This window comes from Kribbella catacumbae DSM 19601 (assembly GCF_000372465.1).
In the GTDB taxonomy this organism is placed as follows: domain Bacteria; phylum Actinomycetota; class Actinomycetes; order Propionibacteriales; family Kribbellaceae; genus Kribbella; species Kribbella catacumbae.
In genome coordinates this window covers 12,968-29,695 of sequence record NZ_AQUZ01000018.1, presented here as the reverse complement: position 1 = coordinate 29,695, position 16,728 = coordinate 12,968, and the positions used below count along the sequence as shown (strand labels likewise).

Below are 16,728 nucleotides of genomic sequence, written 5' to 3'. Positions count from 1 at the left end.
GCAGGCGACGCCCATCCTCAGTACCTCCCCGAACGCCCCCGAACGCAGGCGGATGAGACTGGCTTTGAGACTGCGCGAGACACCCGACATGAGAGCAACGGTGGGGTGGTCTTGACTTGGGACCGCCGCTTTTCCGTTCGACAGCAGCCCACGGAACGGGGCGTCGACCCGTTGCGCTGTGGGCCTTCCAGGGGGCTTCGCATGGTTCCTGTCGCTGGTTGTTGCGGTACCTGTCGCGGGTACTTCGAGGTTGCAGACGACCAGCGGGCCAGCGTCTGGACTGTGGTTGCGCAGTCGCCGCCGTTCGCTGCCCCACGGGCTATGCCATGGCATCCGAAGCCGCTAGCATCGGGCTAGTCGTCGATTGAGGCTAGGGGTTACGGGGATCGGTTCGATTCCGATCTGCATCCTGGTTCTAATCGTCCTCGCAATAACCGTGATTCGACTCATCAGTCTGGGCCTAGAAAACACCAACCCGGGAGTGAACACGCCGCGAGGCGGAAAGGAGCCAAGCATGATTCTTAGATATGCAGGGTTGTTCGGAAGTGCAGTTCTAGAAACCGCGTGGACGATTAGCCTGGGTGTAGTAGCTGGGCCGCTACTCCTAACCTGAGTCGACGACCATTGATGTCGAGATGAGACCTAGGCGCTTTGCAGGATGCGGGATTCACCATCGAACCGATTTTATTCGGATGCGCCAGAATCCTCAGTCGATTCTTCGCTGCTGTCGATGTCAGTTGCGTCGTTAATCCCTGTTGTCGGAGAGTCGCTAGCAAGCGCCGCATTGGGTAGATATCGGCCATAAGCTCTCCGGAGGTATTCGATGCCACGGTCGGTGTCGCTCGTGTACTCAAGTGCAGCACGGATGAACGCTAACCGATGCTTGGCATCTTGAAGGATCTTCCCCCATGTAACCGCACGAACAATATATTTTCCGTCCGTAGAAATGTTGACGATGCCCGGTTCGCGATTCTGCTGGTTTGCCTGGTCTTTGGCGCTCTCTGTTAGCTCATCGCCAACGATCCAAAATTCCCATCGGCTGTCGGTGCCGTTGAATCGAGCATCGGCTTTGACGGTAGATGCGTAGTTTTGGATCTGGGAGAGTTGCTCGGAGCCGATGTGGACCGAAGGTCGCTTCAGTTCGATGACTATGTTCTCGCGCTCATTGTGGGCTTGTTCGGTTATGCGGCTGAGCATTAGGTCGACCACTATGCGTCTGCCGTCCGCGTCCAAGACCTCGGCATCGAGATCGGATGGAACAAGGTCTTCACGGCCAAGAAGGCCGATATGATCCTTTAAGGCAGTGCGCAAGGTTACGTCATCTGCGGTGAGTGCATACTCTTCCTTGAAAAGCCAAGTCTCGTTGGCTAAGATTCGATGTAATTGACTGCGCTCTAGTGTGTGTTTCCGCAGAACGCCATCGAACAGGATTTGTTCCAAGCCCTGAATAAAATCAAGACGGTCCGTGACCCGCCTTGCGGCCGAGATGATCGAGCCGAGAGACGTTGCCTCGACTAGGTCGCGCAATTCTTGAAGGCGGTCTTCGGGCAGGTTCAATACTTCCTGGAGAACCTCATGGACTGTTCCTGGGCTCTTTTCAATTGCTTCGCGGAGCAGGCGTAGGGACAACTTTCTCGATTTGACGTCTGCGGCCTCCACGACAGGCGCTGTGGTGATGGCGAGGATGTTGAATAGGTCGCGCTCCGTCTTCTCGACTACGGTAGCCGGCTCAACATTGAAGGGGTATGTTTTCTCCTCCTTCCAAGCCTTTATTAATTCACCACCCTTGTCCGATGCTCGCTTCTTGAAGTACTCGCGAAGTGCATCGCGGCCAGCGTTGATTACCGTGGCTACGTCGGTGTCATCCATTTCTTCAAGCACGAGTTGACTTTGAAGATCCTTGAATCCGTCCCAGCGAATGTATGATGTAAATTCGAAACCTAGGGCTCGAATGCCGGGTGCCATCTCATGTAAAGAAACGCCTGAGCTATCACAGAGGTGGAGTGCGCGCTTGGCGGGCTTGCGCCACTCGATGATGTCCAACTCTGCGCCCGTGATGCCTTCGATGCTTAGTGAGAGATTCTCTCGCCTTAGCTGAAGAGATTCAGGATCTACAGGCGTCCCGCGCCAGGTAATATCAATTGGATACTTCTCTAGGATGAACGCGAAGATGGCTGCGAGTTCGTCAATGACATCGTCACGAAGGAGATAGGTCTCCGCTTCACTGGTGAGATTCGTGCACTCCACCACGGTGCCCGTATCTCGGTCGGCCGCCACCACTACATCAGAGACGTCGAAGTCGCGCAGAGATGTCCGTCGACCAGTCACGACGATTTCACGTCGAGGGCCGACGACGGCATCCGCGATGCTGGTCCAGACGACTGTTTCACCGATTGCGAAAGCAGAGAATCTGCCCTGCCCTGCGCGGCCATGAAGTTGCCGGCCGTCCGGGGTATTGGCAGTGAGCTTCTTCCAAGATCCGCCGAGCTGGGAAAAGTCGATGTCGATGCGCTCGCGGTTCATGCCGCGACCGTTGTCGATGACCCGCAGAGAATCTGCGCCGCCCAGGCCGTTGTCAACGACCTCGCAGTCCACCTTTGTAGCATCCGCATCGAGCGCATTCCAGATCAGCTCGGCAATGCCAGTGATTGGGCGTTTAACTAAGCGCTCAAGGTGGTCCTGGTCAACTTGAACTGTCAGTCGGCTGGCAGTCATCTCGGCAGTGTGTCACGCTTCGTGCGCCTCGTCAGTACGTCGCTGACTGTCCGTCATTGCAACTTGCGTCGAGCTAGCCATTCGAGCCCATCTACGTAGCCGGCGGCCGAGTTGAGAGTGGTACACGAGCGGTCCCCGTGTCCGCCCTCGCCGGGGACCGCAGGTGCGCGCGGAGGCAGCCGTCCAACTGGCTCCGCACGGTCTCAGGCCAGGCGCATCTGGCCGAGAGTGGAAGACGAGGCGTACGCGGGTTCACAGGGCTTCACACGCACGCCTCGCCGGTCTTAGCCGCCCTCCAGCTCGCAGCGGAGCCTGGCGGCAACTTGCTCCACTAGTTCCCTTGGCACGTTGGGTCCTGGGAGTTGCGCGAGGAGCTTCTCAATAGCTTCCGCGCCTTGCTCGATGCCGGTGTCCCAGCCTTCGCTGAAGGACTTCTGAATCCACGGCAGCCGATCTCTGATCTCGTGCCACCACAACTCAACGAACATGGTGAAGCGCACGTACGTGCGCCAAAAGGCTCGACGGTTCATTCTTCGTCCAGCCATTCCGCGCCGTCAGCCGTGCGGTGGTAGCCCTTGTGTTCCCCGAGGATGCACGGCATGCCGGTGTTCGGGTGGAGGCCTTCGCAGATATCGGTGCCTGCCCACTCGACGCCGTTCAGTTCGCGCCCTGTATGTGTGCCGTTCATGGGTTCAGCCTGAGGGCCGCAGAGCCTGTCATCACTGATTCCCGCGTATCCCTCTGGTTCAGGATGCAGGGATACAAGGGCATGGGAGACACTGGATAGGTGACCTTCGGAGATCGGCTGAGGGAGTACCGCGAGCACAGGGGTTGGTCTTTGGCCGACCTCAACAAGGCAACGCACTACAGCCGGTCGTACCTGTCGAATCTGGAGAACGGCCGCAAGCCCCCGACCGAAGATGTCGCACAGACCTGTGACGCGGCGCTGCGGGCCAAAGGCGAGCTGATCGCGGCCGCCAGAGGTGACACGGTCGCCAAGCTCGATCGGAGGCCGTGGCAAACGGCTGAGCTAATCCAGCGGATGCAAGCCAGCGACACAACGGCCAGCACGCTGGAAAGCCTGCAATCAACCGTCGAGGAGCTGTGCTGCCAGTACAACCATCGCGATGCCCTTGAGCTGCGCCAGGAGTCGCATAGCTGGCTCCTGCACGTCGTAGGTCTCTTAGATCGGCCGGTGGGCCTGAAGGCACACGCAGACCTGCTGGTAACCGGTGGATGGCTTGCCCTGCTGGCCGGATGTGTTGAGTACGACCTCGGGATGCGCACGGCAGCAGAGTCCACCAGGCGAGCGGCCATGCAACTCGGCCTCGAGGCCGGCCATCCAGAGATCGTCGGTTGGGGATACGAAATGACCGCCTGGTTCGCGCTGACACAGGGGCGGTACCGGCAAGCCGTCGAGGCCTCCCAACGAGGGCAGGCCGTGGCACCCAGGAGCACTGTGCATGTGCAGCTCATCGCCCAGGAGGCGAAGGCAAAGGCGCGCCTTGGTGACTCAGGTCTGCAGACGGTGCTTGATCGTGGCAAAGACATTCTCGATCACCTGCCCCACCCAGACCGGCCGGACAACCACTTCAAGGTGGACCCCGCTAAGTGGGACTACTACGCGATGGATGTCCACCGCGTCGCTAGAGACGACGAGCTGGCCACCCAGTACGCCCGCGCCGTAATCAAGGACAACATCACCCCAGACGGCGCCGAGCTCAGCCCCATGCGCATCGCCGAGTGCCGCCTCACCCTCGGCGTCGTCGCAGGCCGCGAAGGCGACCTTGAGCAAGCAGTAGGCCTAGGTATCTCGGGCCTCAAGGACGGCCGCCAGAGCAAGCCGCCCCTCCAGATGATCGCCGCAGAACTCGACCAGGAACTACGCCAACGCTTCCCCAGCGAGGGCCTGGTAGCTGAGTTCGAAGAGGCTCTGCGTAGCCTCTGATACGACCCTGGGAACCTCCGCTACTGAAATACGGCGTGGGTAACTCTGGGGCCAAGGGTTTCCGGCCAGGATGCCTCCGACGCCCTCGTCTGCTCCCTTGGCCTCTGCCCCATTTCGTCCTTTTCGCGCTAGCCTGCATGGCATGTCTTCTGAACGCTTGGCGCTGGCCCTACGGGAGCTTCAGTCTGGGGACTGGCTAGTCTTCGAGAAATTCGCTGCTGCATTCCTGGCGGTCGACTATCCCAGTCTCAGGACCATGGCTTCGCCTGCCGGGGATAAGGGCAGGGACGGGCAGTTGTATGTTGTCGATGAGGCTCCAAAGACAATGGTTCAGTACTCGGTAGCCGAGGACTGGCGAGCCAAGATCTTGGGGACCGAGAAGAGGCTTAATGAGAATTTCAAGGGATTTACTCGGCTCATTTATTGCACTAGTCAGGTCATTGGGCCCGCAGCGGATTCTCTAGTGGAGGAGTTTCGTAACCGAGGTATCTCGTTGGACATCCGTGATAGATCCTGGTTTGTTGATCGGCAATACACTGCTGCTCAGCGTGAGATAGCTTCTGAAGATCTCTCGGTGCTAAAGGTTGATCCACTTCTAAGTCGTCACGGAATTGCGAATATTTCGGGACCGATGATGTCTGATGATGATGCGCGAGTTGCTCTCTTCCATCTGTCACTGGAGGGCTATGACGAGAATTCGGATCGAAATATAACGAAGTCGTGCTTCGAGGCGCTGCTCCTGGCTGCACTTCACGACACAAACGTCGACAGTCCGATCGGTATGGATGAACTTCAGGTGGCCGTGAAGGCGCTTGTGCCGGTTGACGCCGTCGCTCAGGTGGAGGCGCAGATTTCAGGCGCGGCCAGTCGCCTGACTCGTAAGGGAGGGCCGGTCAAGTTTATTGCCAAAGAAAACAAGTACCATCTTTCGTTTGAGCAGCATCAGCGCAATGTGGTCGCCGCGCAAGAATTCGCTACGCGCCAGCGCCACATCGAGGACGATTTTGCCGCCGCGATCCAATCGCTGGATATTGGTATCGAGGATGCGCGATGTAAAGACTTGGGTATCAATCTTCGGGCAGGTATTGAGGAGATTCTCTTCCGCAAGGGAGAGGCTTTCGCTCGTGCTGTTGCTGGTGGAGTCATGGTTCAAGTTGATGGTGAAGCAGTAATGACCTACCTGACTGAGGCCGGCCACGATGTTCGACCTCTGACAATTTCGGATGCAAAAGATGTAATCTTCTCGGTGCTGGACAGTCCATCAGAGGACACGCAAAAGCATCTAGGACGCTTAGCTGACGGCTACACACTGTTTGCGTTCTTGCGGCAGACTGCGGACGTTCAGAAAATAATGCTGGAGGTCTTCTCGGGTGGCGAAATCTGGCTGGACGCGAGTGTCGTCCTGCCTTTGTTAGAAGAGACACTAATAGATGACCTGGCAAAGCGTCATTACACAACACTTCTCGGCTCGGCGCTTGATGCCGGATTCAAGCTCTATGTAACGGATGGCACCGTCGAAGAAATCGAGCGCCATCTGTATAGGGCGCAATTGTGTGCACGAACAGCTCCGGCCGACTGGCGATCTGATGTGCCGTTCATTTATGCTGCCTATACGCTATCGGGCCGTCCGCGGAACGAATTCTTCGATTGGCTCAGTGAGTTCCGAGGCCAGAATAGTCCTCTCGAAGATATTGAGGAATATCTTCGTGACGAGTTCAGAATTGAACTGCGAAGCCTTCTCGAAGAAGCGAATGCAGCACCTACTGAGTTGCGCGGAGCTGTTCAGGAGATATGGGCTGGCGAGATGGATCGGAAGCGTAGTGACGGCGAGACCCCGCCGGAGGTCATAAGTCGCCTGGTCGCACATGATGTGGAGGTGGCTGTTGGTGTGATTCAGCTCCGCAAAGCGACGCAGCGTTCTGGGACGGGATATCGTCAGTGGTGGCTCACGTTCGACCGAACGGCGTTCGACCTGAAAGCAAGGCTGGCGGAGCGCATGGTCGGAGCTGCACCCCAGTCACCGGCGCTCAGTCCCGATTTTCTCTCGCAGCTTTTGCGTTTAGGTCCGCTTCGGGCTGCGATCGAAACTGAGAAGCACGTCGCGCTACCAGTGATTACGTCAATTAGTACTTATGAATCTATTCCGTCCTCTTTGTTGGAAGTCGCCGACTCCACTCGCAAGCGGTTCGAGGGCCAAAATGAACGAACCGTTAGGCGGCTAGTGAAAGACAAGCTCAATGAGCTCCGGTGGAGAGTAGGGGTAGAAGCTCGGTCAGGTGTGCGCGGGGCCGAGAAGCGCATACGTGGTCGCCTGCGGGACCAAGCGGCCGCCGGGGGAGCTGAAGAGTAGCTCGGCTGCTACCTCCTCAGGTGCCTGCCTCGAACGAGAATGTGTATTTCTCACAACGTCAGGAGATGCTGCGCTGGAAGAGTGCGCCGCTCATTCGGCCGGGTATTTCGCATGTACGCATATGTTGAAAGCCGTGGGCGCGGTAGTAGTCGTGCAGTTTGGTGTTGCTGCTCCAACAGTTGAGGCGGACCCACCGCTTGCCTTCTTTCCGCGCCTGGTCAATCACCTCTTCAAGAAGGGCTGAGCCGTAGCCCTTGCCGTGTTCTACGACGAAGAAGCGGCTGATGTAGGTCTGGGGTTCGGCTAGTTCTTCGGGGGTCCAGAAGTCGGGTTCTGGGTCGATGAGGGCCATCATGGCGACTACGCGGCCGTCGACCTCCCAGCCGACGAAGGGGAACTTGTCGAAGTCGTGGTCGATGTTGGCGTGGACCTTGGCCATGTCGAGGCCGCCCCGGTACTGGTCGGTGCCCTTGGTGGCTAGCCACTCTCCGGCCTCGTCGCGGACCTGGTGGACGAGCTGGCGGTGCGATTCATCGAGCGTGATCAGCATCAGGCGTCCAAGTCGTAGGAGACTTCGACGCGGTCGGCCGCCATGCGGGTGACCATGTAGCGGACCGGCCGCCCTTCGGCGTCGTAGCCGAGGCGGGTGTGCACTAGTAGCGGTGTGCCGGGCGCCATCATCAGGCGCTGGGACTCTTCGGCGCTGGGCATGCGGGCAGTGAGGGTGTCGTGCCAGCGGACCTGCTTGTGGCCGGTCGCGGCTAGGAGGCCGCCTTGGACGCCGAGATCACCGGGGTTCCAGAAGAGGTCATTCCCGTCCGTGACGAAGGGTGGGAAGTAGGAGTCGCTGAGCTGGTGGGGTTCGTCGTTGACCCAGCGGAGGCGGTTGCGGGCCTGAATCGCTGTGCCTGCGGGGATCTTGAGCTCCTTGGCCACATCGGCCGGCGCCTGGATCGACAGGATCTGTAGGTCGTTCCTTGGGGTGCCGCCTTGGGCTTTGATGGTGTTCGCCCAGGCGTCGCCGTCGTTGTTGTGGGCCCTTTCCCACTCGGCCATCTTCCATTCCCAGCGGTTGATCTCGCGGACCTGCCTGGTCCGGCCTTGGCTGCTGGTGATCAGACCCTGAGCCTCCAGCGCGGACAGGGCAGCGCGAACCGTGTTGCGGCTGGCTCCGTAGCGCTCGACCAGCTCCGCCTCACTGGGCAGGGCTGAGCCCGGCTCTCCCAGCGAGTCGCGGATCAGGCGCGCGACTCGCTCTTGCAACGTCTCCGGCATCTCCAAGTCCTCTCGATTGGTGCTTGACAAGCTTATGCGACTTATACCAACATGTCACCCAAGCAACTTGTACCTACAAGTCAAACAAGCAGACCAAGACCTAGAAGACCCGAGTATGCGACGCCCCGGCGGTGGCACCCGCCGAGGCGTCTGGGGTCGCACTGTCCCTTCGCAGAGGAGCACAACCCGTGAACATCATGTCCCTTCCGGTGGCCGACGGCGATGAGCCGACCGCTGCCGATTTGGCTGCAATCGAGCGTGAGTGGCCGCTGATCGCGGCCGAGTTGGATCTCTTGGACGCCGAAATCTCCCTCCTGGGCCTGTCCGGCTTTGTGTCGGCGATGGATCACCGCCGGGTACGCCGGGCCAAGCGCCGCGTCCTTGCGGTAGAGCGGCAACTGGATGCCGGTGCGGAAGCTGCCGACATCGATGGGGCGGAGGTCGCGTGATGAGCACCCCGCTTCGTACGACCTACCCAGTACCTGTTGAGGACCTGATCCCGGCCGCCCGCAAGCTTGCGGCGGACCTGGGTGCGGTGCCGTCTCGGAACCGGATCATGAAGGAATACCGGATCGGCGCCGAGAAGGCTCGCGCCATCCTCGACGCGCTGACCACCGATTCCACGCCGAACCCGGCGCCGGAGCCGGTCGAGCCGCACCTACATGTGGTCGAGAACCGGACTGCCCCGGAGCAGACTGCGGGTGAGGATGAGATGCCCTCCGCGCCGGGGGAGGAGGCATCTCCGCAGGTCACCCAGTTCGTAGACCTGGGAATCGATGCCACACCTCCGTTGTCTGAGGCGGTTCCCGCGGCTGCCTCTGCTGAGGTTCGGCCGGTGCGTTCGTGGCCGGTGTTGTTGCTGGCGCTGCCCGCGTTCGTCGCCGTCTGGTCCGGGTGGGTCGGACTCGGTGAACTCACCGGGTTCGGGGTGGTCCACCCGCTGCCTGGTATCGCGGACGGCTTCACGATCAACTCCGCCATCACGCTGCCGATCGGTGTGGAGACCTATGCCGCGTTCGCGTTGCGGGTCTGGCTGTCGGGCCAGGTCCCGCCGTCTGCCCGGCGCTTCGCGAAGGTGTCGGCGCTGGCAGCGCTGGTCCTGGGTGCGCTCGGTCAGGTCGCCTATCACCTGCTGGAGGCGGCCGGGGTCACCCAGGCGCCGTGGTGGATCACCACGGTTGTTGCCTGCCTGCCCGTCGCCGTACTCGGTATGGGCGCAGCGCTTGCCCACCTCATCCACGCCCGCCCCGCGCAGAACTCGGAGAAGTGATCATGACCGACCACGACAGCGTGACGCCGGTCAACGTGACCGTCTTCGACACCGATGAGATCGCCTACCTGATTACGGCGCTGGCCCTTCTTCAGCCTGCTATCGCCGTGATGGCACTGGGATGGGCACCGCAAGTCCGCGATGCCGTCGCGAAGGCCTTGGCGCTCGTCAACATGACGCCGTTCGGCCTGGGGCAGGTCAACACATCGGTCCGGCCGTTCAAGGTCGTCAGCGTGCAGTCGGACCAGAACAGGGGGAACTGAAATGAGCGAGCACGCCAATGACAACCTGCCCGAGCCGATCGACTTGGAAGCCCGCCGTGCACGCCGCGACGACGCCGCACAGACGCCGGACGAAAAGGCCGGCATAGCGGTGCCGCTGTCTGCGGGCGACGTCGAGCGCATGGACACCGCGTATGAAGTCGCCCTGGACGAAGACACCGGCACTGACCCCGGTGGGGGCAAGGTGCTGGTGCCGGTGGACACGCGAGGTGTGCCGGTGGTGGCGACGCCGGGGGAGCGGCTGCCGATCATTCCGGTTCACCTGCGCCCGGAGAACCTGCCCGCGACGGTGCGGCGTGCGCTGGCTCGTGCTGCGCATGTGGCTGCGTTCCATGCGGTCCGCTCACCTTGGTATGGCTGCAAGCTGGCGTGGTTCGCGGGTCGCGGTGTGACCCGTGTGGCTCGCAATCAGATCAACTGGTTTTGGGTGCCGAACTCGTTTGCCCTTGAGCAGAAGGCCGCAGACGGCAACGAGCTCAAGGAATGGGAGAAGATCCACCGCGAGCTGAAGCGCACCCGCTTGTGGCGCGGCTTCGTTCTGGCGGCTCAGAACGTGGGCCTTGCCATCAGTGTCCCGGTCGCCCTGAACACGGCTCCTACCGCCGCCGTGGCCCTCGCGGGCGCTGGTCTGGTTGCCGCTGCCGCGCACTACGGCCGCCCGGCCGGTCAGACCCTGGTCGGTACTGCGGTGGTCGCTCCGCGGTTCCGCAAGCTCAACTCTGACATCGTGCTGCGGGCCTACTACGCGGCCGGTCTGGGGAAGCCGGACAGGTCGGATCAGGAGATCCGGTTTGGGTCGCAGATGTCGCGGGATGCCCGCAATACCGGGTCTCAGGTGCTGGTGGATCTCCCGTACGGCAAGGGCTGGTCGGATGTGTCCGGGGCGCGGGAGAAAATCGCGTCCGGCCTGGACGTGCACATGAACCAGGTGTTCCTGTCGCCGGACAAGACCAGCTCGCGCCGCCACACGTTGTTCGTGGCCGACCGTGATCCGCTCGCGGTGCCGGTGGGCCGCACGGACATGCTCGACTGCAAGCCGCGCAGCATCTGGCGCCCTGCGAAGTTCGGCAAGGACGAGCGCGACGCCCCGGTGTCGCTGATGCTGATGTGGATCTCACTGCTGGTCGGTGCGCAGCCGCGCAAGGGCAAGACGTTCGCGGCCCGGCTGATCGCGCTGCACGCGGCACTCGACCCGTACGTGAAGCTGATCGTTGTCGATGGCAAGAACTCTCCGGACTGGCTGAAGTTCAAGCTCGTTGCCCACCGCATCGTGTTCGGCACCCACCCGTCACCCGACGACCCGGACCCGATCGGCAACCTGCTGGCGATCCTGGACGAGATCCTGGCCCACATCGACCGCGTGAACACCCAGCTCGCCGCGCTGCCGGTCAGCGTGTGCCCGGAAGGCAAGCTGACCGAGGAACTGGCCCGCGACTCGCGGTACCCGGACCTGCGGGTGATGGTGATCGTGATGGAAGAGTTTCAGGTCTACTTCGAGACCGAGGACCAGGAGCTCAACAAGCAGATCGCGGCCAAGCTCTCCCGTATTCAGGCAGTCGGTCCGAGCGCTGGTGTGGTGATCGTGTCCAGCTCGCAGAAGCCGTCCGGTGTCGGCGCCGGTGATGTCGGCCGGTTGTTCAACCGGTACCGCGACAACCACGCCGTCCGGTTCGCGCTCAAGTGCGGCAACCGGACCGTCTCGGAAGCTGTGCTCGGTGGTGACGCTTACCAGGAAGGGTTTGACGCCAGCACCCTGCCGGTCGGCGACGATTACCGAGGCGTCGGCTACCTCTACGGCGCCGCCGACGCCACGCCTACCGTGCGGACCTACCTGGCCGACCACAGCGACGCGGAGAAGATCCTCACCGCTGCCAGGGCGCACCGGGAGCGGATGGGCTTGCTGACGGGCATGGCGGCCGGGGAAGAGGTCGAGCGGGCCACCCGCGACGTCCTGGCCGATGTGCTGACCGTGATGGGCGCCGACACGGCGGCGCACTGGGACGCGATCGCCGGACGGCTCGCGCAGCAGATGCCCGAGCAGTACAACGGCACCACGCCCGATGCGATCTCTGCCCAAGCCCGAGCGCTGAAGGTCCCGAGCGTCAACGTCAAGCGGGACGGCGCGACCCGCAAGGGCGCCAAGGCCGACGACATCCGCGCCGCGATCGCCCGCCGCACCACCTAGGCCGGCAACGCAGACAGTAACCAACTCCAAAGGGGCAGTGGGACGAGAGAAGTAGCGGCCGGACCGCTACCGGTAGCGGCAACGCTACCCGTCCCGCTACCCCGAAACCCAGACCTGACCAGGCCGTTCATCCCCGCGTAGCGGGTAGCGGCCACGGCTCCTCACGCCCAAAAACAGCCCTCTGGAGACTTCTCATGCTCAGCAGTGCCGCTACCCCCTACCTACCCGCCGCTACCCACGGTAGCGACCTGGCCGCGACCGTCCACACCGCCGGACAGGTCGCCACCGTCGCCCTCATCCTCACCGTCTGCATCGCCTTGTACCTCCTCACCTGCCTCGTCTGGCCGTTCGGGAAGTGCCGCCGCTGCAAAGGCGCAGGCAAGTTCAAATCCCCGTTCGGCAACGCCTACCGCCACTGCGGCAAGTGCGACGGCTCCGGCCTGCGGGTCCGGATCGGCCGCAAGGTCATCAGCTACTACCGCCGCACCCACAACGCCGCCACCAACTCCACCAGCAAGGGACGCGGCAAGTGACCGGTCCGAATCCCTCGAGGGGAGAACCACCGATGAACGACATCCTGACCGCCGCACTGGACGCCGCCGACCGTGGCTGGCCAGTGTTCATGCTCGGCCGGTCGAAGCGGCCCGTAGCCAACTGCAACGCCTGCCGCACAGCCACCAACCACGACCCCGCGAGCTGCGGACACCTGACCTGCCACGGCTTCTACGCCGCCGCCACCGACCCGGCCCGCATCACAGCACTCGTTGCCGCTGTCCCGTACGGGCAGCTCGCCGTCCGCACCGGCGCCGTGTCTGGGCTCCTGGTGGTCGACGTCGACCCCGCCCACGGCGGAACAGCCAGCCTTCACCACCTCGTGAACGAAGGCCTGCTGCCCCACACGCTGCGGGTCATCACCGGCTCCGGTGGCCTGCACCTGTACTACCGCCATCCGGGTCAGCCGATGCCGTCACGGCCGATGCCAGGACGCTCGGGAATCGACATCAAAGCCGATGGCGGGTACGTCGTCCTCCCACCCTCGATCCACCACCGCACAGGCTTGCCGTACCGGTGGGCAACCAGCGGGTCCGGTGCGACGGAGATGCCCCCCGCTCTCGTCGCCGCATGCCTGCCGCCTATGCCGGCCGAATCGTTCACCCCGCGAACCAGCCCAGCCGCGACACAACCGGGCGGGGGCATCTCCCACCCCGACAAGCTCCTAACGGCCCACCTGGACGCCGTGCGCCGCGCTCCAAAAGGCAGGCGCCGCACCACCCTGTACGGCGCCGCTAGAGGCGTTGCGCGGATGGTCGCGGCCGGAGTCATCGACCAGGCCGCCGCCGTCACCGCACTGACCTATGTGGGACACCAAGTCGCCCAAACCGACCGGGACATCAGGGCCGCCATCGCTGGCGCTTTCCGTGACGAAGGGATTGCCGCATGACAGACAACAACCACGACCAGGGGGACGCCATCGACGGCGCCGAGCTGCTGGACGACGTGACTGCCACGGTGGCTCGCTACGTCATCTTGCCCAGCACTTCCGCGATGGTCGCCGTGGTGCTGTGGATCGCCGCATCGCACGCGATCCCGGCTTGGAACTGTGCGCCACGGCTGGTGATCCGGGCGCCTGAAAAGCGGTGCGGGAAGTCACGGCTGCTGGACATGGTCGAGGGCATGTGTCACCGGCCATTGATGACTACCAACGCGAGCCCGTCAGCGGTCTACCGGTCTATCGGCAAGCGCCCGACCGATCCGCCCACGCTGCTGATCGATGAGGCCGACACGATCTTTGGCGCCAAGGCAGGCGACAACGAAGACCTGCGCGGACTGCTCAACGCCGGGCACCAACGCAACCGGCCGACTCTGCGCTACAACGCCAGCAAAGACGATGTCGAAGACATTCAGACGTTCGCCATGGCCGCTCTCGCGGGCATCGGCGTCATGCCCGACACCATCGAAGACCGGGCCGCGATCATCCGCATGCGCCGCCGCGCACCAGGGGAAAAGGTCGAGCCCTACCGAGTCCGCCGCGACGGCCCACAACTGGGCGAGCTGCGCAAACGCCTCAGCCAGTGGCTGACCGCCCACCTGGACGTGCTCACTGCCGCTGCCCCGGATATGCCGCTGGAAGACCGTGCCGCCGACACCTGGGAACCACTCATTGCCGTTGCCGACCTCGCAGGCGGCAACTGGCCACGTGCCGCCCGGAAAGCCGCCGTAGCGCTTACCAGCGACCGCGACGCGGGCGATGAAACATCACTGCACACCAGGCTCCTGACCGACTGCCGGATCGCCTTCCAAGACGCCGACGCACTGCCCACGGCGACACTCCTCGAACGGCTCAAAGCAGATCCTGAAGCGCCTTGGGTAGGCCTTGGGCCGAGCGGGCTGACCCCGGCGAAGATGGGTGCCCTGCTGCGCGATTTCGAGATCCGCAGCGCCAACATCCGGTTCACCACCGGACAGGCCAAGGGCTACACCCGCAGCGATTTCACCGACGCATGGAACCGCTACTGCCCCGAGCCAAAGGCCGTCGGAGGGGAAGGCGTCCCAGCCGTCCCAGGCGTCCCCTCGCAGGTCAGCACGGGGACGGCTTCACCCCCTGGGACGGCTCAAGCCGTCCCAACCACTCAAGCCGTCCCAGGCCTGACCAGGGAAGTTACGGCTGGGACGGCTGGGACGGCTTGGGGACCAAGGGCTGTCCCGACCCTCGCCGATGCCAGCACTGATGCCGAGCCCATCTGGGAGAGCGCATGACCGAACCCCGCAACGCGATCACCAACCACACCACCGCAGGGCAAAGGAGAACGGCAATGGCCAGCGCTCTTGAGGTAGTCGATTCGTTGCGACCGGAGTACGAGACGCCGACGCCGCTATTGCTGACGGTGGAGGAAGCCGCGCGGCTGCTCGGCATCGGCCGGACGACAGCCTTTGCCCTGGTGAAGTCTGGCGAACTCGAATCGATCCCGCTCGGACGCCTCCGCCGAATTCCGGCTGAGTGCATCACTGACTACATCAACCGGCTACGGACGCAATCCCGCGTCAACAACCAGGCCGCCTGAAAGGGAGTCACGTGGAGAAGAAGAGCAGGCAGCCGAAGCCCGTTGAGAAGAAGGACAAGCGGCCGAAGAACCCGGACGGTCGATCGAGCATCTACCTGGGCGCGGACGGCTTCTGGCATGGCCGCATCACGATGGGTGTGAAGGACGACGGCTCGCCCGACAGACGGCACGTCATGCGGAAAGACGAGAAAGACGTAGTCGCGCGCGTTGAGGAGCTGGAGAAGGAAAGAGGCACCGGGAAGGTGCTACCGGTCGCTAAGAAGAAGTGGACCGTGGCGGAGTGGTTGAACCACTGGCTCACGATCGCCCGGCCGAATCTGCGAGACGGCTCGTACGACGCCTACGAAGTGGCCGTCCGAGTCCACCTGGTCCCCGGTCTGGGCAAGCACAAGCTCGAAAGGCTGCTACCTGAACACCTAGAGCGCTTCTACACGAAAATGCAGGACAACGGAGCGAGCGCGGGTACCGCCCACCAGGCGCACCGCACCATACGTACGGCGCTCGGCGAAGCCGAAAGGCGCGGGACACTGACAACGGGCAACCCGGCTGAGAAAGCCAAGCCGCCACGGCTCGACTTGGAAGAAGAAGACGAGATCGAGCCCTACAGCGTGGACGAGATCAAGGCACTGATGGAGGAGGCGAACAAGGGCCGGAACAGCGTGCGATGGGCCATTGCGCTGGCGTTGGGTCTGCGCCAGGGCGAAGCGCTGGGGCTGAAGTGGGCAGATGTTGATCTGAAGGCCGGAACTCTCAGGGTGCGGCGGAGCCGGAATCGGCCGAAGTACAAGCACGGCTGCACGGATGAGCCGTGCGGGCGAAAGCCCGGCTTCTGCCCGAAGCGTCAACTCGCCCGACCCGAGACGGCGCCGACCAAGTCACGGGCGGGACGCCGAACCATCGGCCTGCCCAAGGAGCTGACCGCGATCCTGAAGGAGCACCAGGCGCAGCAGGCGGCTGAGAAGGAGCTAGCTCGCCAACTCTGGACCGAGGGTGACTGGGTGTTCGCCGGTCGGACCGGCAAGCCTCTCAGCCCGAACATGGACTACCGAGAGTGGAAGGCGCTGCTAGTCGCGGCTGGCATCCGGAATGGCCGGCTACACGATGCCCGCCACACCGCCGCCACGGTTCTCCTACTGCTGGGTGTCTCCGAGCGCGCTGCGATGGACATGATGGGCTGGTCGTCCTCGGCGATGGTGAAGAGGTATCAGCACATCACTGCGCCGGTCCGGATGGACATCGCGGCTCGGGTCGGTGGCCTGCTCTGGGCGCAGTCTCAACCTCATAAAGGTAGCGATGACGACGAGCCGGACGAGGGCGCTGCCGGGGTTCTGCAGTCGGCCTGAGAAGGGCCGTTGAGACTGGCGTTGAGACTATGAACGAAGAATGGGCCGGTCGCGAGAGCGACCGGCCCATCTTGTGTTCGTCCCCTGCGAGTGACCACATAGTGCGCTGACCAGCGGAAACACCGGTCGGGTGGGCCTCTCGGAGAGTGGCGGAGGATACGAGATTCGAACTCGTGAGGGGTTGCCCCCAACACGCTTTCCAAGCGTGCGCCCTAGGCCACTAGGCGAATCCTCCACGCGAGAGGATACGCGAGGACGGGGTGGGGATGAAAATCGGGGTGGAGGGGCGGCGGCGGGCC

General features: G+C 62.8%; 16 protein-coding genes and 1 tRNA gene. 11 read left to right on the top strand and 6 right to left on the bottom strand.

The window, feature by feature from the left end; all coding sequences use genetic code 11:
• Nucleotides 1-684: 684 nt before the first annotated feature.
• From A3ES_RS0119650 to A3ES_RS55070, 3 genes are all read right to left on the bottom strand, one after another.
• Entirely contained in the window at nt 685-2,715 is a 2,031-nt protein-coding gene (locus A3ES_RS0119650) for an ATP-binding protein (protein WP_020388552.1), read from the bottom strand.
• A gap of 284 nt (nt 2,716-2,999) precedes the next feature.
• Nucleotides 3,000-3,245 carry a hypothetical protein gene (locus tag A3ES_RS0119645; protein ID WP_157630624.1) on the bottom strand — a complete coding sequence of 82 codons (246 nt, stop codon included), beginning with the start codon at nt 3,243-3,245 and terminating at the stop codon, nt 3,000-3,002.
• A complete protein-coding gene (locus tag A3ES_RS55070; protein ID WP_020388550.1) occupies nt 3,242-3,403 on the bottom strand; it encodes a hypothetical protein in 162 nt (53 codons plus the stop codon). The genes A3ES_RS0119645 and A3ES_RS55070 overlap by 4 nt, the downstream gene beginning before the upstream one ends.
• Before the next feature lie 99 nt (nt 3,404-3,502).
• Between A3ES_RS55070 and A3ES_RS0119635 the strand changes: the two genes are divergently transcribed.
• Nucleotides 3,503-4,663: a helix-turn-helix domain-containing protein gene (locus A3ES_RS0119635; protein ID WP_020388549.1), complete on the top strand. Its 1,161-nt coding sequence runs from the start codon at nt 3,503-3,505 to the stop codon at nt 4,661-4,663.
• A gap of 142 nt (nt 4,664-4,805) precedes the next feature.
• On the top strand, nt 4,806-7,013 hold the full coding sequence (locus tag A3ES_RS54125) for a hypothetical protein (protein WP_157630623.1): 2,208 nt from the start codon (nt 4,806-4,808) through the stop codon (nt 7,011-7,013).
• A 58-nt stretch (nt 7,014-7,071) separates the two neighbouring features.
• Here A3ES_RS54125 and A3ES_RS0119615 read toward each other — a convergent pair whose 3' ends face one another.
• Together A3ES_RS0119615 and A3ES_RS0119610 are read right to left on the bottom strand one after the other, a co-directional pair.
• Nucleotides 7,072-7,563, bottom strand: coding sequence for a GNAT family N-acetyltransferase (locus tag A3ES_RS0119615; protein WP_020388545.1), 492 nt, complete (start codon nt 7,561-7,563; stop codon nt 7,072-7,074).
• A complete protein-coding gene (locus A3ES_RS0119610) occupies nt 7,563-8,288 on the bottom strand; it encodes a GntR family transcriptional regulator (RefSeq protein ID WP_020388544.1) in 726 nt (241 codons plus the stop codon). Before A3ES_RS0119610 ends, A3ES_RS0119615 begins: the two co-directional genes overlap by 1 nt.
• A 197-nt stretch (nt 8,289-8,485) precedes the next feature.
• On the opposite strand from A3ES_RS0119610, the gene A3ES_RS0119605 reads away from it, so the two are divergent.
• The 9 genes from A3ES_RS0119605 to A3ES_RS0119565 all read left to right on the top strand — a co-directional run bounded on the left by A3ES_RS0119605 (nt 8,486) and on the right by A3ES_RS0119565 (nt 16,429).
• Nucleotides 8,486-8,737 carry a DUF6284 family protein gene (locus A3ES_RS0119605; protein WP_083933555.1) on the top strand — a complete coding sequence of 84 codons (252 nt, stop codon included), beginning with the start codon at nt 8,486-8,488 and terminating at the stop codon, nt 8,735-8,737.
• The gene (locus A3ES_RS0119600) at nt 8,737-9,558 is read left to right on the top strand and encodes a hypothetical protein (RefSeq protein ID WP_020388542.1); all 822 of its coding nucleotides are present in this window, start codon (nt 8,737-8,739) and stop codon (nt 9,556-9,558) included. Before A3ES_RS0119605 ends, A3ES_RS0119600 begins: the two co-directional genes overlap by 1 nt.
• A gap of 2 nt (nt 9,559-9,560) precedes the next feature.
• Nucleotides 9,561-9,821 carry a hypothetical protein gene (locus A3ES_RS0119595; protein WP_040455049.1) on the top strand — a complete coding sequence of 87 codons (261 nt, stop codon included), beginning with the start codon at nt 9,561-9,563 and terminating at the stop codon, nt 9,819-9,821.
• Nucleotide 9,822: 1 nt separating this feature from the next.
• Nucleotides 9,823-12,024, top strand: coding sequence for a cell division protein FtsK (locus A3ES_RS0119590; RefSeq protein WP_020388540.1), 2,202 nt, complete (start codon nt 9,823-9,825; stop codon nt 12,022-12,024).
• A gap of 194 nt (nt 12,025-12,218) precedes the next feature.
• Nucleotides 12,219-12,557, top strand: coding sequence for a hypothetical protein (locus A3ES_RS47675; RefSeq protein ID WP_020388539.1), 339 nt, complete (start codon nt 12,219-12,221; stop codon nt 12,555-12,557).
• Between the two features lie 32 nt (nt 12,558-12,589).
• A complete protein-coding gene (locus A3ES_RS0119580) occupies nt 12,590-13,465 on the top strand; it encodes a bifunctional DNA primase/polymerase (protein WP_020388538.1) in 876 nt (291 codons plus the stop codon).
• Nucleotides 13,462-14,781, top strand: coding sequence for a DUF3631 domain-containing protein (locus A3ES_RS0119575; protein WP_020388537.1), 1,320 nt, complete (start codon nt 13,462-13,464; stop codon nt 14,779-14,781). The genes A3ES_RS0119580 and A3ES_RS0119575 overlap by 4 nt, the downstream gene beginning before the upstream one ends.
• The gene (locus tag A3ES_RS0119570) at nt 14,778-15,086 is read left to right on the top strand and encodes a helix-turn-helix domain-containing protein (RefSeq protein WP_157630622.1); all 309 of its coding nucleotides are present in this window, start codon (nt 14,778-14,780) and stop codon (nt 15,084-15,086) included. Before A3ES_RS0119575 ends, A3ES_RS0119570 begins: the two co-directional genes overlap by 4 nt.
• Nucleotides 15,087-15,097: 11 nt before the next feature.
• Nucleotides 15,098-16,429, top strand: a complete 1,332-nt coding sequence (locus tag A3ES_RS0119565) for a tyrosine-type recombinase/integrase (protein WP_020388535.1) — start codon at nt 15,098-15,100, stop codon at nt 16,427-16,429.
• A gap of 147 nt (nt 16,430-16,576) precedes the next feature.
• On the opposite strand, the gene A3ES_RS0119560 is transcribed toward A3ES_RS0119565, so the two are convergent.
• Nucleotides 16,577-16,664 (bottom strand) — tRNA-Ser (locus A3ES_RS0119560).
• Between the last annotated feature and the right edge of the window lie 64 nt (nt 16,665-16,728).